The sequence below is a fragment of the Metabacillus indicus genome, from assembly GCF_046603695.1.
Taxonomy (GTDB): Bacteria; Bacillota; Bacilli; order Bacillales; family Bacillaceae; genus Bacillus_P; species Bacillus_P indicus.
The window spans coordinates 939914-956784 of the sequence record NZ_CP176757.1 but is presented as its reverse complement, the minus strand read 5'-3'; the positions used below and the strand labels follow the sequence as shown (position 1 = coordinate 956784).

The following is a 16871-nucleotide window of genomic DNA, read 5'->3' as shown; positions in this document are numbered from 1 at the left end:
TGACTTTTTGGGTGATTTTGTTCTGACAGAGGAGTTGGGCGCTGCAGCTGGACAAGGAGTCAAGTGCCTTCCGCTTCAGTCCACTGAAGTTTTAAACATTCTCCAGTTTATTATGACCGCTTCCCGCCCTCTTTTTCAAGTGGAGGGGTTTATCTGCCGGCTGCTTTGTTCACCGGGAAGTATCCCGCTTCTTTGAGCGGCTCGAGGTCTTCATCCTCTTCGGCCATTTCAGTGAAGATGAGGTCTTCATCGAGTTCGTAAAGAGCTTCGAGCTGCTCTGCTGCTTCTTTAAATTGTTTCATCGAGGCAAGGTAGCATGCTCTGTTATAAAGGCAGAGAAGATCCTCAGGCTCGAGTGCTATTGCCGATTCAACGGCTTCAAGAGCTTCCTTCAGCTTGAATTGATGTCTGTAGATGAGGCCGAGCTGATTGTAGTTGTCGTGGTCGTCAGGACTGATCATCATTGCCTGCCTGATGTGAGCTTCTGCCTGCCTGTACTTTTCTGCTTCCGTATAGAGTCTTGCCAGATGGAAATGTCCCTTTTCCACTTCCGGATCAATCTCCAAAGCCCGTTTAAAGGCATCTTCTGATTCTTCAAAGTCTCCGAATTCAAGCAGGGCCATGCCAAGGAGGCTGTAATAGTCTGCATCTTCATCGTCCTCAATCAGTGCTTCAAGGAGACCGCATGCTTCTGACAGGAAGCGGACTGCTTTCTTTTCGCCTGCAGCAGCCGCTTCTTGAACAAGAAGGCCTGCAAGCTTATAGGCAGCGGCAGGTTCAAATGAATGGCGCAGTGACTGCTGCAGCACTTTAATGGCATCTTCATTAAGACCAAGCTGAAGGTTTAGATCAGCAAACCATATGACGGCAGTTGTATTTTCCCTGTCAAGCTTTACTGCCTCTTCGTACAGGTGAAGAAGGACTCCAAGTTTTAAACTTGCTTTTGAGATGCCTGTAATCCGCTTCAGCCAGCCTTTTTGCTCCTCCGCTTGTTCGAACGCATCCTGCATGTCTTTTAAGTGTCTTTCATAAGAAACGGCTGCCTGCATGTAAATGATGCTTTTTTCTTCTTTTGAAGCCTTCAGTTTTTTCAATTCTCCTTCAAGCTTTTGTATCGTTCTTGTTTCCATCATCAGATCAATCAGTGTGTCATACAGCGTCCTGGTATCAGGATGGTCAAGGATCAGCTTGAAAAGGAGAGCCTTTGCCTCTTTTGTTTTTCCGCGCCTGATCAGAAATGCTGCATAATGATGCTGAACCTGCAATTGGTCCGGATCAAGTTCAAGAGCCTGCATGAGGTGCTGTTCCTCTTTCTCAGCATCACCGAGTTTTGCATAGACATGTGAAAGAGAATGGTGAAGGAATGCCTCCTCCACTGTTCCTTCAAGCTTCAATAGGTCCTGTTTAAAGGACTCTGCTTCTGCTTTTGTTTCCATTAAATTAAGCAGAACATCTGCCGATAGGCAATAAGGGTCTGCATGAAAAGCAGACAGAAGATATTCTTTTTCTGAAGTCTTATCTCCTCTGCGATTTGCAACAGATGCAAGATCGAGCATCGCCTGTGAATGCTCTGGGTCAAGCTCAAGAACTTTTTTATAATACCGCTCCGCCTCCGCGTACTCCTCAAGCTTGAAGGCAACCTCGCCAAGACGGTAAAACGGAAGAACGTCTTCATCGCGAAGTTCGGCTGCCTGCCTGTACAATTTTCTTGCTTTATCAAGCGAGCCCTGCATTTCGTGGAGATAACCTGAGTGGCTTAAAATAACCGGTTCCCTTATCTCTCCTTTTAAGCGCTCAAAAAAGGCAAGGCCTCTCCTGTAATGCGGTGTTTCAGCAATCATACCTGTATAGATCTCGATTGCCTCTTCGACATTCTCATCTGCACAGGAGATTCCTTTTTCCATATAGGACAAAGCAAGTTCTTCGTAAGCCTCGTTTTCATCCATTTCGCCGCTTGCAGCAAACATCAGTTTTCCGGCGTTAAATAGAAACTCGCTGTCTTGCTGAAAGGCATCATAATGTGACTGAATTTCTTTAAAGAAACGGGCCGTGTCGCCTTCTTCTTTGGAAATGGCAGCCAGAGAGATCCTTGCAAATGCGTCCTTTTCATCAAGTGCGGCCGCGGTCTCATATAGAACCCTTGCCTGCTGATACTCCTCTCTGCGATCCCGGATTCCGCCTGCTGCATGAAGAAGCTCTGTCTTGTCTTCTGCTGATTCTATTCCCTGTTCAAGAACGCCGAGAGCCTTCTCCTCATCCTCAAAAACGGAATCATACAGTCCCGCAAGTTCTGTAAATGCTTCTGCATCAGCCGGATCAAGGGCAGCTGCGGTCTGGAATCCGCGAAGTGCGGCCCGGTATTTGCCGAGGGCAGCGTCGCATCGTGCCCTTTGGAGCCAGACATACGCGTCATCTTTGTTATCCCTCAGGCATTCATGCAGCAGGCTTCTTGCTTCCTCAGGCCGGTCTGCCTCAAGCAGAAGAAGGCCATGATTGACGATTGTGAAAAGATCCAGGCTGTTAATATCCATCGCAATTTCAGAAAGCCTTAGAGCTTCTGCCAACTGGTTTCTGCTGTATGCTGCCATAGACAGGTAGGTCCATAAAACGTGGTCTTCAGGCTCTTTTTTCAGGGCTTCTTTAAAAGCGGAATAGGCATCATCGTACTTCCCCGAACCGTAGCTGATTCTGCCTTTTGTAAACCAATAGACCCCCGGATAATGGCGGGACTTCGTGCTGTTCAAATAGCTTTCTGCCTGTTCATTGTTTTTCGCGCTGTAATAGGCCATAGCAGCTGTAAGACTATGGTATTCCGCCTGTTCTTTATGCTTTGAAATGACTTCTGCAGCAGCGCTTAAGATCTCTTCATCCACAACACCCGGCAAGTATTTCATGATGTAGGCGGAAACGGCCATGTGCCCGAGATTCGCATTCAGGAAATCCTGATCTTCTCTGCTGAGTTCTTTATGAAAGGTTTCGGTCAAAGTGAAAAGTTTTTCAGACATCTCATGGACGTGGTCAGGGAGAAGGCCGGACAGGTTTGAGTGTTCCACTGGAGCAATGGCAAGCGATAACGCCCCGTTGTTTCCGTATTCGCGCTGGAGATCTTCATACATCAGCTCGTGCGTATACCTGTGGTTTGGATCCTGCACGTGAAAAACCTGAAGTCTGTCATCATACCCGACAATCAACTGCACATGGGATGCCGTAGGATAATCAATATTAACCATAATGGCTGTATCACGGTCCAGCAGCTCTTTAAAAACCTCTTCGTTCCCAAAAAAGTACGTGCACCGGAATTCTTTTTCTATAAAATAAGCAATCATCTTAGACAGCTTTGAGCCGTTTACGGCAAAAATGGATTCGCCAATCTCATCCTGTTTGACGGTTTTCCCGTACATGCTGAAGACCATCTCTGCACAGGCAGGAACGCAATAGTTGTACTTCTGCACGACCGGTTTATAAGCGATGATTTTCTTTTTAAAGCTGCCTTCTGTTTTAAAATGCTTAAAATAGGACTTCTCTTTAAAATGGCCGTGTTTGTTCAAGTAAGATTCAAGAACGCCAAACTCTTCTTCCCCGTAATAAGATTCGGCCGTGTAGTATTCGGTCATTTTTTTGTAATCGTGGTATGGGGAAAGCTCATTCAGCCGCTGAATCGTCTCCCGCATCTCTTCCCACTTCTTTTGCTTTGAACACAGTCTGATTTTTTCGATAAGAAGTTTTGGATAATCGGGGTACATGGCCATCGCTTCATCGAGCTCACGCTGTGCACGTTCAGCCTCCCCTTGAAGAGCCCAATGCTGAACGAGAAGCAAACGGGCAATCACACCGTCTTTTTTATCCTTTTTCCCCGCCTCGAGATGGGTAACAGCCTTGTCCCAATCGCCGCTTTGAAGATAGTAATAGCCCCATCTTGTATGCATGCTGTCCTTCACCAGCGCTTCACATTTTTTCATATACTCATAGGCTGCCCCAAGCCTTCTCATCTGCATGAGAACTGTCGCCATGGAGAAAGAGTGTTTTTCTGCCAGTTCCTCTGTCAGCTCCTGTTTCTCAACCTGGACAAGAAGCTCCTCTGCCTCAATCAGCTTGTGTTCATCCGCAAGCTGTTCACTGTACCAGATGGCCGTCTGCTGTGAAGGAGCCGTCCGGTACATATCCCGAATCATAATGGAGCTCAGCTGATCCATCAGGCTTTCCTCTGCAGCAATCAGCAATTCCTTCCTTTCCTTTTCATTTCTGCCGCAGCGGATAAAAGATTTGAAAGCTGTCAGACTATTTTCCGCTGCCATTTCCTGATACGCCTCTGAAAAATGGGAAACAGCCGCCTTGTATTCTTGCTTTTCAAGCATTTCTTCTATGTAAGATAGATTCATGTTTACCCCTCGCCCGTTAGTTTGTAAAACGCTTTATAAGGTAACTATACTCTGTTCAGGGGCTTTTGCAATCCATTTTTTCATGCAAAAAAACCCGCATGAAAGCGGGTTCAGGCAGACGGTATTCAGCTGATTTCGGATGACATAACTTTGATGAAATCAGTCAGAAAATCCTGATAGTTAAAATTCAGTGCAATGGTGTGTTTTGCGCCCGGCGGGGTGAGGTGATTGCGGAAATCGGCAAAACTCATTCCTCTTGCGTCACTCTGCACACATACAGATACTGTCTTTTTAACAGAATAGATTTTTTCCATATTCATCATATAGTAGAGGGCAAAGGCATCATGGATTGACGGGCCATTCTGGTGCGGCCTGAGCTTGGCATAAGCAGCAGCGTAATAATTCGTTACAGCCGGAATCAGGTCTTTAAAAGGGTTTTTCGAAATGGATTCGATATGAGCAGCAGCCTCTCTCGTTACGATGGCCCGGTCTGTCACATTAAGCGGTGCAATATACACATTTTTTGCATATTTCAAGACAACGTTTGCCGCGACTGGATCACCGTGGTAGTTAGCTTCGGCAAGCGCAGTGACATTTCCGGGCACAAAAAAGGCACCGCCCATGCTGAAAATATCATTTACCTTCTGCAGTCTTTCAAGGTTTAAATTGAAGGCATGCGCAAGTGATGTGGGCCTGCCGATATCTGCAATCGTTAGATCTGGGTGCTTTTCAATCAGTTCAAAAACATGGGAAAACCTTTTTAGATTCACCTGAATTCCATTTGGAGGCCTGATCGGCCCGAGTCCTTCCGCACCGTGAATTTCCGGATAGTAGACAGAATATTCACCGCTTAACGGGAATGTTGCCCCTTCAATGACCGGGATATCTTCTCTCCCTGCAAGTTTCAGCAGATAGGCGGTATTCTCTGTTGCCTGCTGCTTTGAGACATTGCCGAAACTGGTGACAACTCCAAGCACGTCTATGTCAGGGTGCAGCAAAGCATAAATAATGGCAAGCGAGTCATCAATGCCGGGGTCTGCAAACAGCAGAAGTTTTCTCATGTCAGTCACCTTTTTCCAGTTGATAGTTCACTATATGAAGGAAAAGCCGTTTAGAGAATTCCTATTTTATCCAAAGGGTTTTTGATGAACCGGGTGGTATATAGTTCTTAAATCATATTGGGAGTGAGAAAATGGAAGCACAGGTGCCGCGCAGAGGGATAGCAGGTAAAAAGAAAGGAATTTGGATTGGAACGATAGGACTGCTGTTTTTGATTACTGGAGTCCTGATTTTTGTAAACCTTTACATAAGCAGAAGTCTTCCTGTTTTATCCGGTGAGGCAGCCATTTCAGGCCTTTCGGCAGAGGTGAACGTCACAAGGGATAAGCATGGTGTTCCCCATATCCTCGCCGGATCAGATAAAGATCTCTACACAGCTCAGGGCTATGTTCAGGCACAGGACAGACTTTTTCAGATGGATTTAAGCAGAAGGCAGGCATCCGGAACACTCAGCGAAGTCGTTGGTGAAGCAGCCATCGAAAGAGACAAGTTTTTCAGGACACTCGGACTCAGAAGAGCAGCTGAGGCGTCCTATCCAATTTACGATGAGACATCAAAAAAGGCGATGCAGTGGTTTGCAGACGGTGTGAATGCCTTCATCAAAGAGGCTGAGGCTGAGGGAAAACTGCCGTTTGAATTCAGGATTCTCGGCTACAAACCAGCTGAATGGACACCCGCTGATTCCCTGACAATCGGGAAATATATGGCCTTTGACCTCGGCGGCCACTGGTCGGGACAGGCCTTTCGCTACTGGGCTATGGAAAATCTGCCGGAAGAAAAGGCATTGGATCTTTTCCCAACGTATCCGAAGAATGCACCGGAAATCATCTCTTCCTACAAAGATTCGGATTTGGATATTGAATCTGGACTTGCTTCTGCCGTTATCCCTCCTGAATTTAACGGAAGCAATAACTGGGTCATAAGCGGTGATAAAAGTGAAAGCGGAAAACCGATGCTTGCAGACGACCCGCACCTTTCGCTCGGCACTCCGTCCATCTGGTATCAGATGCACCTGCAAAATGACAGCATGAATGTAAGCGGCGTTATTTTTGCAGGAGTTCCGGGAATCATTCTCGGTCATAATGAAGACATCGCATGGGGTGTGACAAATACAGGCCCTGATGTGCAGGACTTATATATCGAAAAACGCAATCCTGAAAACCCCAACCAATTTTTATACAACGGAAACTATGAGGATGCTGCTGTCATAAAGGAGCCGATTGCTGTTAAAGACGGAAAAACGGTTGATTTTGAAGTAATAGAAACGAGACACGGTCCGATTATTTCGGATTTTGCCCATGATTCAAAGAAAGACACAGCCCTTGCAATGAAATGGACGGCTCTTATGCCGTCAACCGAATTCCAGGCAGTTCTTTCGATGAATAAAGCGAAAAACTGGGATGAATTTGAGCGGGCGCTTGCAGACTTTCACGTGCCGACCCAAAACTTTGTGTTTGCCGGCAAAGACGGAACGATTGCCTACAAAGCAAACGGGAAAATTCCGATCCGCAAAAAAGGCGACGGGATGCTTCCTGTTCCGGGATGGACAGATGAATACGAGTGGGAAGGATTTATTCCATATGATGAGCTCCCGCGGACTGTTAACCCCAAGGAAGGATTTGCTGCCACCGCAAACAATAAAGTGATCGGCGATGACTACCCTTATCACATCAGCCATCACTGGGCCCAGCCTTACAGGTATATGAGAATAAAAGAAGTTCTGGAGTCCAAAGAAAAGCTTTCCCTCCAGGACATGAAGGACCTTCAGATGGATAAGAAAAATTTGTATGCCGAAGAATTTTTGAAGCCCCTTCTTGAACAGCTTGGAACGGCCGGTTTAAATGAAACAGAACAAGCAGCAGCTGACATTCTGGGCGACTGGAATATGACTGATGACAAAGAGCTTGCTGCCCCCCTTTTGTTTCATTTATGGATGAAGCAAATTCCAGCCGTGCTGTTTGAAGAGTCCATTTCGGAGAAAATGGATGATTTATTTGAAGGGAAGCAGGGGATAACGGATGAACTTTTAAGACGGGCGCTGAATGGAGATGAATCTCAGTGGTTTACGGATCAGGGAGGATTCCAGCAGGTTCTTCTCACTTCATTTCAAAATACAGTCAGTTTTATTCAAGAAGAATACGGCAATGATCCCGGCAGCTGGAAGTGGGGAGAGTATCATCAGCTTTATTTCGCTCATCCGCTTTCTTCCGCTTCGCCGGTCCTGAAATGGCTGTTTAACAGGGAAAATCCTGAGCCTGTGGGAGGCAGCCAGATTACAGTCCAGGCTGCAAACTATAACGAGGAAGGCACAGTGAATCACGGAGCCTCATGGCGGTTTGTCATCGATGCAGCTGATCTTGGCAAAGGCCACCATATTGTCGGACCAGGCCAGTCAGGGCATGTGAAGAGTGAATGGTATAAGGATCAGCTTGATGATTGGGTAAATGGAACCTATCACGTGACAGATATTAAAAAGGCTGAAGGGACAAATACGCTCGTGCTTGTGCCGGGAGACTGAATACAGAAGATGAAACAAAAACGGCCCTGAAGGCCGTTTTTGTTTAGATTGTCGTTGTTTTTTTGGCAGAAACGTATTCTCTGCACGATTGACGCTTCATCAGCTTATGCGGGATGATAATCCGCTTGATCGGGTCCATCGGATCTTCCACCAGCTGAATAACATGTTTAGAAGCTTCATAGCCTAATTGAAAAATATTGATATCAACGGTTGTAAGCGGCGGTCTTGACACTTCAGAAAGCATAACATTGTTGAATGAGACGACAGATACATCATTCGGAACGTTAATGCCCATATCATCAAGAGTATTCAGCACGCCGAGCGCCATCAGATCGTCAGCAACGACAAGAGCTGTTGGAGGCTCATCCAGGTTAAACAGTTCCTGAACGGCTGCCTGTCCGCCCTCTTTTAAAAACTGTGCGTGAATGATGTAATCATCACGGTAAACAAGGCCCGCGTTGCGTATCGCTTTTTCATATCCCAATAGGCGCTCGACTGTTACGACAAGCTTGAGATTTCCCCCGATGAACGCCACACGCTCATGGCCAAGCTGAATGAGATGCTCCGTTACTTCTTTCGCTGCACGGTAGTTATCATTGTCTACATGTGTAATGTGCTCGACATCTTTAAACGGCTTTCCGACAATGACAAACGGGAATTTTTTTCTGAGAAGATATTTAGTCAGCTTATCATCTACTTGAGAATACAGGAGAATGATGCCGTCTACCCGTTTCCCTTCAACCATTTGCACGACGCCCTCCATAATTTCAGCGTCCGTTTCACCCGTCGACATATGCAGAGCATAATGTTTTTGATGGGCTCCTTTGCTTATACCGCGGATAACTTCAGGAAAGAATGGATTTAAGAACGCTTTGTCAGCAGATCCCGGAATCACGATGCCGATTGCCTGGGTTGACTGATTGGCAAGACTTCTGGCAATGAAATTGGGATGATACCCAAGCTCACTCATTGCTTCTCTAACTCTCTCTTTTGTTTTTTCACTTATACGCGGGTTATTAGCAATCACTCTCGAAACTGTTGATGGAGCTACATTTGCTAACTTTGCGACATCTTTTATTGTTGCCACAATCCCATCCCTCTCTTACTGGCATGATCGGAGCTTTCAGGCTCCGGAAAATAATCACCTGCGAATGCTATTGTAACCGCATTCACTCATAATCTGCAAAAAGGGAAAAGCATTTCCCTTATGTTCGCTTCCTTCTGTTCCGGTACAAAAATCCTGCAAATAATACAGGAACGGCAATAAAGACACTGATCAGAGGAATATTAGGACCTGTTTTTTCAACAGTCTCATAGATTTCCGCAGTCTCTCTGTCGAGAATAAATTCGTACTCTTCATTTTTCTCTTCAGTCCTGTCCCCGGTTAAAAGCCCGTTCAGTTCTTTATTTTCAGCGAGAGCATCAGCCGGAACAACAGCCGTTCTTGATTCTTCGGTATTGTTTACGGCAACCACCGTTGTTTCACCTTCGTATGTCCGCTTGAAAATGGTCATGCCCTTTTCATCAAACAGCACTTCCATCTCTCCTCTTCTGAGAGAAGGAAATTCATTTCGGATCTTTCCAAGCTTTGAAACATATTTAATCAATTCATCATTTGCACGGAAATTCATCATTCTGCGATTATCCGGATCATTGCCCCCGTCCATCGCAATTTCAGTTCCGTAATACACAATTGGCATACCCGGTGCTGCATACATATAGGTCAGCGCCATTTTAATGCGGGTAACCGGATTCTGTTTATTGACGAGTGCTTTTCTAGTAAATCGTTCGTTATCATGATTATCAATAAAATTGCCTAAAACAAATGGATCCTTGTACAGAATCTGATTTCTTTTAAACACATTGGCAAGCATTCCGGCAGTGCCCCCTGTATTGGAGAACACTTTGGAAGCATCCTCAAAGAAAGGATAGTCTACAACCGAATCAAGTCCTGCTTCTGTATATCCCGCAACATACTGCGGATCTTTATCCCAAACCTCTCCCATTAAAAAGAAGTCGCTCTTTACTGATTTCACTTCTTTGGAAAACTCTTCCCAGAATGCTTTCGGGACGTGGCGCACTGTATCAAGGCGGTACCCGTCAATATCAGTTTCTGTAATCCACCATTTTGCAGCATCAATCAGAAACGCTTTCGTTTCGGGATTTTCCGTATTCAGATCAGGCAGACCGAAAAGCCAGCCATTTTCTACTTCCTCTTGGTTTTGCCAGTTGGCAATGTCCTTTTTTTCGTGAAACCAGTCTTTTTTGTCCGGATCATTCACCCACGGGTGTTTGTAGCCGGTATGATTGACAACAAAGTCAAGCATCACTTTCATGTCGCGCTTATGCGCTTCTTTGACTAGAGTCTTAAAATCTTCAAGTGTCCCAAAGTTTTCATCAACGTTCTTGAAATCGCGTATCCAGTAGCCATGATATCCGCCTTCTTCGTTATCAAAAACAGGAGTCAGCCAGATGGACGTAAAGCCCATGTCCTGAATGTAATCAAGCTTGTCGGTGATTCCTTTCAGGTCCCCTCCGTGATAGGCTTTCGGATTTTTCGGATCTGCTTCAAAATCATTGGACGAGTCGCCGTTATGGAAGCGGTCCACCATGATAAAATACATGCTTTCGTCCTGCCAAGAACGATTTTCCTCCTTCTTCTCTGCTCCGGCATGCACAGCCGGAAAACCTGAAAGAAGGAAAAAAGGGATGACTAGTCCTTTTATAAACCGTTTAAACATCCCTCTGCCCCCCTTACTGTGTAATAGCTGCCCGGAACCGGACAGCTTTACACATAAGACTATTAAACTGTTAAGGCGATTTCAATATGAAATCGTTCTCTTGCTTATCCTTTATTCGCTCCCGCTGTCAGTCCTTCAACAATGTACTTCTGGAAGATCAGGAACAAAATCGTAATTGGAACGGCTACAAGAACAGCTCCTGCTGCAAATGTTGTGAACTGCGTGCTCGTTCTTCCTGTAACAAATTCAAACAATCCGACAGCAAGTGTTTTGTTTTCATTTGAACGAAGAATCAATCGGGCAAAGATGAAGTCCATCCATGGACCGATAAAGTTATTTACAGCGATAAAAACAAGGATCGGTTTAGAAAGCGGCATCATGATTTTAAAGAAAATCGTTGTATGGCTCGCTCCGTCAATCTTTGCTGCTTCTTCAAGACTTCTTGGCAGACCGTCAAAATATCCTTTAACAAGCCAAGCGCCGAACGGAATGGATCCGCCTGCGTATACAAGAATCAGACCCCAGTGATTGTCCAATAGGCCAATTTGAAGCAGAAGAATGTAAATGGCGATCATCCCCATGAAGCTTGGGAACATCTGCAGAACGAGCATGGCCATAAGACCCTGCTTGCGTCCCGGAAAACGGAAACGGGAAAATGCGTATGCTGCCGTTACAACAAGGAATGTTGAGATGAGCATGTTGAAAAAGGCAATTTTAAATGTGTTTTTGTACCATGTCAGATACTTTGTCTCTTCAAACAGATAGCGGTAATGATCCAGTGTAAGCGCCTCTGGAATAAGCTTTGTTTTGAAAAGAGAATCCCCTGGATTCAGTGACCCGATAATAATGAAATACACAGGATACAGCACTGCAATAGCTGTTAGAATTAAAATGGCATATATAACGCCTACGACGAGTTTATCAGTTAGTTTTTTGTTCATCATGACATCATATCCTCTTCCTTGAAGGCTTTTGTTTTTCTGAAGTTCCAGATAGAAAGAGTTGCTACTACGATAAAGATGAGGATGGATACAACCGAAGCTGTAGCAAACTGGCTCTGCTCAAGCGTCATTTTGTAAATCCAGCTGATCAGGATATCTGTAGAGCCGGCATAGCTGTATTCAACGTTTACAGGGTTACCTTGCGTTAATAGATAGATAATGTTGAAGTTATTGAAGTTCCCTGCAAAGCTCATGATGAGAAGAGGAGCCGTTGAGAACATAACAATCGGCATTGTGATTTTCCAGAACTTGCTCCAAGGAGTTGCTCCGTCAACATCTGCTGCCTCAAACATTTCTTTATCAATCGTGGTCATAACACCGCTCATCAGAACCATCCAGAACGGGAATCCAAACCACATGTTAACTGTGACAAGCGTCACTTTTGCCCACATCGGATCAGAAAGCCATGGAATTGCTTCAAGACCAAGCGCTCTTAAGTACTGGTTCAGCGGACCGAATTCTCCGTTGAAGATGTTTCTCATAATCAAAATGCTGACAAACTGCGGGATAGCCCATGGCAGAATGTAGATGGAGCGCCATAAGCGCTTAAGTTTGATTCCTTTATGGTTGATGAATACAGCAAAGATTAAGCCTAGGAAGAACGTTGTCGCTGTTGAAAGAATCGCCCACAGAACCGTCCATCCGAATACTCCGTAGAACGTCGTGCTCCATGTTTTCAGCTGGAAAAGATTCAGGAATGTATCAAATCCTACCCAGTCTACAAGCGCCTTCGGCGGCAAGTGGTTTGGACCTGAGTAGTTTGTAAAAGCAATCATTACTCCGAACAGAAGCGGAAGAATGGTAAGGAACATTGTAAATAGAATAGAAGGTGTTAACAGGATGTAAGGGAATCCGTTCTCCCATACGTTGGCAAGCGTTTGCTTAGTTGTGTTCGGCTTGATGCCGCGTTCGCGTGCTTGACCGACTTTATAGGCATCGCGCACGTTCAGGTAGTAAACCCACAAGAACAAAATGAATGAAATTAAGAAGATAATTCCTTCGATCATCAGGAAGATTGAGTGATCGCCCTGAACTACTTGGAATCCATTTCTTGACTGAGGTGTGTCTCCTAGAGTTGTCAGACCCCACATTGCATATCTGAAAGGCAGTGACCAAAAAACGAGAAGATAAACTTCCAAAAGGATAAAAAGAATACCCTTTAAATATTGACGGTGGTAAATCTGTCCAAGCCCCATTAATAAAAACGATAGTAATGCACCTATTCTTGCTGGTCCGCGCATTATGCCAGGCCTCCTCACGTTGTATGAAAATCATGTTTATTGAGAAAACTTCTTCGAAAAAATCCCCATTGTCCCTTTGCTGTCCCCATTTACGGGCAGTTGACCCCCACCTCTTTCTCATGCATGTTCAGGGCATAGAGGTAGAGGCTGCTGCCTGCCAATAAAGGATAAAAGTTGAGCCAATACCATAGGTATCGGCTCAGACTGACTATTACTTCGTTTGTGAAGAGATAGCATCCTCAATTTGCTGACGTGCAGCGTCAAGTGCCTTTTTAGGTTCAGTTCCATCGTTCCACATTGTTGTATAAGCCGTTTCCATCGGGCCCCAAACTGATTGCATTTCAGGGATGTTCGGCATTGGAAGTGCTGATTCAGCCTGCTCTAGGAAAGCTGAAGCGATTTCGTCGTTTTGGATAGCGTCGCTTTCAATCAATTCTGTTTGAGGAGGAAGCTGTCCTGTCATTTCAAAGCGTTTTTCAAGCATTTCTTTGCTAGTTGCAAATTGTGCAAGAAGAGTTGCTGCTTTTGGATATTTAGAATAAGAGTTTACATAGTAAGCTTTGATTCCAGAGAAACTTTTTGGTGTTTCGCCGTTGTCTAATTTAGGAAGCGGAGCAATACCGAAGTTGATGCCTGCTTCTTCATGGTTTTTAATATCCCATGGACCAGAGATGCGGTACATTAAGTTGTTTTCGTTAAAGAAAGAACTGATTAAGTCGCCAGTAATGTCTTCTTTTTTAAGCGGAAGAAGTTCTTTGTTCATTTTTTGCATGAATTCACCAGACTTAACAGCGCCTTCGTTGTTTACTCCAAGATCAGCTGCATCTGTGTTGTCGCTGCCGAAAATGTAGCCGCCGTAGCCAGCGAAGAATGCATGTGCAAAGTAGAAGTTTGCAGGCTCCATCATGAAGCCGTATTTGCCGTCTCCAGCAAAGCCTTTAGACTGTTCGAAAATTTCGTCAAATGTTTCTGCAGGCTTGTCTACTAAATCTTTGTTGTAGTAAAGTGCATATGTTTCAATAGCCATCGGGAATCCGTAAAGCTTAGAATCACCGTTTTCATCTGTATAAGATGTTCCGTCGATTGCAGCCGGAAGGAAGCTTTCTTTATATTCATCAGCTAAAACGTTTTCATAAATAAGACCCGCTTTAACCATGTTTCCAACATGATCGTGAGGTGCGTGGAATACGTCTGCGCCAAGTCCAGCAGGACCGTCTACTTCAAGTTTGCCGGCAGCATCAGTGTGGTTAACTTCCTGCACTTCAACCGGAATATCGTATTTTTTCGTAAATTCTTCTGCAACCATAGTCGCCCACTTGGCTTCTGCGTCTGCATTATCCCAAAGTACAAGCTTAGCGCCTTCTTCAGGAGTCAGATCTACTGCTTCTTCTGTCTTTTTGTCGCCCTCTTTGTCGCCGCCTTCTGTCTTTGCCGGCTCTGTGCTGCCAGGCTTGCTGCATGCTGCCATGACGAATACAAGCAAAGCAATGAGAGTAAGTGATAAAAACTTTCTCATAATTTCCCCACCTTTTATTTTGTTGTAATCTATTTCATTGTACTTAGTGCCCAGGGGACGTTCAGCACAACTGAAACCAAAGTCTCATAGCTTTACAGTGAAAACGCTTCCTATTACCCTCTTAAAAAAAGGCTTTCATTTCTATCATTCAGCCGTTTCTGCCAAGGTTTGTGCAAACGTTTTCCCTACTAACTAATTTTTATTTTAAGTTTGCCAGAATTAAAAGTCAACACCTTTTTAAAATAAATGCAAACGTTTTCCCATTGCCTTATAATAGAAAAGAAATCTATTATTTGGCTATAGACGGTGCACAAAAGGATGGGATGATAGTCACGCATCCTCCATTACTGTGCCCCGCTGCAAAACGGCCCGCAGAAAGAGAGTGAATGTCTTGTTAAAAGAAGCTGTATATCACCGCCCTAAAAATCAATATGCCTATGCATATGATGAAAAAACACTGCACATCAGACTGCGCACAAAGAAGAATGATGTCGAAACCGTCAGCCTCGTGCATGGCGATCCATATGAATGGAGCAAAGACGGCTGGACGTTTAAGCAAATTGAAATGAAGAAAAGCGGATCAGATGAGCTGTTTGACTACTGGTTTACAGCTGTTGAACCGGAATACAGAAGAATGCGCTACGGATTTGAGCTGACTTCAGGAGATGAAAAATGGATTTATACGGAGAAGGGATTTATTAAAGATGTTGTCTCAGACGATACAGCTCCGTACTTCGCCTTCCCTTTCTTAAATAAAGCGGACGTCTTCCATGCACCTGAGTGGGTGAAGGATACAGTCTGGTATCAGATTTTCCCGGAACGCTTTGCCAACGGAGATTCTTCTATTAATCCAGAAGGCACCCTGGAATGGGGAAGCACAGAACCGACAAGCGGCAATTTCTTCGGCGGTGATTTTGAAGGAGTCATCCAGAACATCGGATACCTGAAGGAGCTTGGCATCAGCGGCATTTATTTCACCCCTGTTTTTAAAGCGTATTCAAACCATAAATACGACACGATCGACTACATGGAGCTCGACCCGCAATTCGGTGATAAAGAAACCTTTAAGCGCCTTGTCAAAACGTGTCATGATAACGGCATCAAAGTGATGCTTGATGCTGTTTTCAATCATAGCGGCTACTATTTCCCGCAGTTTCAGGACGTTCTTGAACATGGTGAAAATTCTTCATATAAAGACTGGTTTCACATCCGAAAGTTCCCTCTTAAAAATGAGGACGACACTTTAAACTATGACGCTTTCGCCTTTGTAGAAAGCATGCCTAAGCTGAACACCGAGCATCCAGACGTACGCAGCTATCTGCTGGAAGTGGGCCGCTACTGGGTGAGGGAGTTCGATATTGACGGCTGGCGCCTCGATGTTGCGAACGAAGTGGACCATGCATTCTGGAGAGAGTTCAGGCAGGCTGTGAGAGCTGAAAAAGAAGATGTCTACATACTGGGTGAAATCTGGCACGACTCTATGCCTTGGCTTCAGGGAGATCAGTTTGATGCCGTCATGAATTACCCGTTTACAACCGGAACGATGAACTTTATCGCTAATAACAAAGTAAAAGCGGAAGAATTTGTTCACATCATGGAAAGCGTCCTGCACTCTTATCCTAAAAACGTGAACGAGGTCGCCTTCAACCTTCTTGGCAGCCATGATACGCCAAGAATATTAACAACATCAGGCGGGTCCAAAGAAAAACTGAAACTGCTATTTGCCTATCAACTAAGCTTCATCGGCACACCGTGCATTTACTACGGAGATGAAATCGGCATGGACGGAGAACAGGACCCGGGCTGCCGCAAGTGCATGATCTGGGAAGAGGACAAGCAGGACCGCGAACTGTTCACCTATGTCAAAAAACTGATCAGCCTGCGCAAAAAATACCCTGTATTCGGAAACGGCGGCGACATCACTTTTATTGAAGCAAACGATGAGACAAACCATGTCATTTTCACAAAACAGAACAGCAGCCAAAAAATGATAGCCGTCCTGAACAATTCAGACAAAGAACTCTCAGCCACTCTTCCATTCAGCCTCGAAGACACGAAGCTGACAGACTTGCTCACCGGAAAAGAATTTGCAGCACATGCAGAGAAACTGACCGTGACAGTGCCTCCTTATGAGATGGCGTTTTATTTGGTTCAGGAGTAGGGAATGAAGGTGCCTCGTTTTATGGGGTGCCTTTTTTTGGTTGTTTATTTGGGAATGGCTTTGATGAAGGGTTATATCTTTTCGGTTTTGGACCTTTTACGGCGGATCAGCTTTGGTAAAGGGTCATATCCTTCCGCTTATTGACCTTTCACGGCGGACAAGCTCTGATGAAGGGTTATATCTCACTGCTTTTGTGACCTTCACACCAAGGCAGCAGCACTGAAGGGTCATTAATATTTTTTCAGCATAATGCTC

General features: G+C 45.0%; 9 protein-coding genes. 2 read left to right on the top strand and 7 right to left on the bottom strand.

The window, feature by feature from the left end:
- Positions 1-149: 149 nt before the first annotated feature.
- Together ACK1LH_RS04785 and ACK1LH_RS04780 are read right to left on the bottom strand one after the other, a co-directional pair.
- Positions 150-4379 (bottom strand): tetratricopeptide repeat protein, encoded by a 4230-nt coding sequence (locus ACK1LH_RS04785; RefSeq protein WP_411334621.1) that lies wholly within the window; start codon positions 4377-4379, stop codon positions 150-152.
- A gap of 125 nt (positions 4380-4504) precedes the next feature.
- A complete protein-coding gene (locus ACK1LH_RS04780; RefSeq protein WP_029567343.1) occupies positions 4505-5440 on the bottom strand; it encodes a nucleoside hydrolase in 936 nt (311 codons plus the stop codon).
- A 131-nt stretch (positions 5441-5571) separates the two neighbouring features.
- Between ACK1LH_RS04780 and ACK1LH_RS04775 the strand changes: the two genes are divergently transcribed.
- Positions 5572-7956 carry a penicillin acylase family protein gene (locus tag ACK1LH_RS04775; protein ID WP_411334619.1) on the top strand — a complete coding sequence of 795 codons (2385 nt, stop codon included), beginning with the start codon at positions 5572-5574 and terminating at the stop codon, positions 7954-7956.
- Positions 7957-7999: 43 nt separating this feature from the next.
- On the opposite strand, the gene ACK1LH_RS04770 is transcribed toward ACK1LH_RS04775, so the two are convergent.
- The 5 genes from ACK1LH_RS04770 to ACK1LH_RS04750 form a co-directional block, all read right to left on the bottom strand.
- Positions 8000-9046, bottom strand: a complete 1047-nt coding sequence (locus ACK1LH_RS04770; RefSeq protein ID WP_411335066.1) for a LacI family DNA-binding transcriptional regulator — start codon at positions 9044-9046, stop codon at positions 8000-8002.
- A 115-nt stretch (positions 9047-9161) separates the two neighbouring features.
- Positions 9162-10697 carry an alpha-amylase family glycosyl hydrolase gene (locus tag ACK1LH_RS04765; protein ID WP_029283839.1) on the bottom strand — a complete coding sequence of 512 codons (1536 nt, stop codon included), beginning with the start codon at positions 10695-10697 and terminating at the stop codon, positions 9162-9164.
- Positions 10698-10801: 104 nt separating this feature from the next.
- Positions 10802-11638: a sugar ABC transporter permease gene (locus ACK1LH_RS04760; RefSeq protein ID WP_029283838.1), complete on the bottom strand. Its 837-nt coding sequence runs from the start codon at positions 11636-11638 to the stop codon at positions 10802-10804.
- Positions 11638-12939, bottom strand: a complete 1302-nt coding sequence (locus ACK1LH_RS04755) for a carbohydrate ABC transporter permease (protein WP_029283836.1) — start codon at positions 12937-12939, stop codon at positions 11638-11640. Before ACK1LH_RS04755 ends, ACK1LH_RS04760 begins: the two co-directional genes overlap by 1 nt.
- A 211-nt stretch (positions 12940-13150) precedes the next feature.
- The gene (locus tag ACK1LH_RS04750; protein WP_411334618.1) at positions 13151-14455 is read right to left on the bottom strand and encodes an extracellular solute-binding protein; all 1305 of its coding nucleotides are present in this window, start codon (positions 14453-14455) and stop codon (positions 13151-13153) included.
- A gap of 391 nt (positions 14456-14846) precedes the next feature.
- Between ACK1LH_RS04750 and ACK1LH_RS04745 the strand changes: the two genes are divergently transcribed.
- A complete protein-coding gene (locus ACK1LH_RS04745; RefSeq protein ID WP_411334617.1) occupies positions 14847-16616 on the top strand; it encodes an alpha-glycosidase in 1770 nt (589 codons plus the stop codon).
- Positions 16617-16871 lie beyond the last annotated feature (255 nt).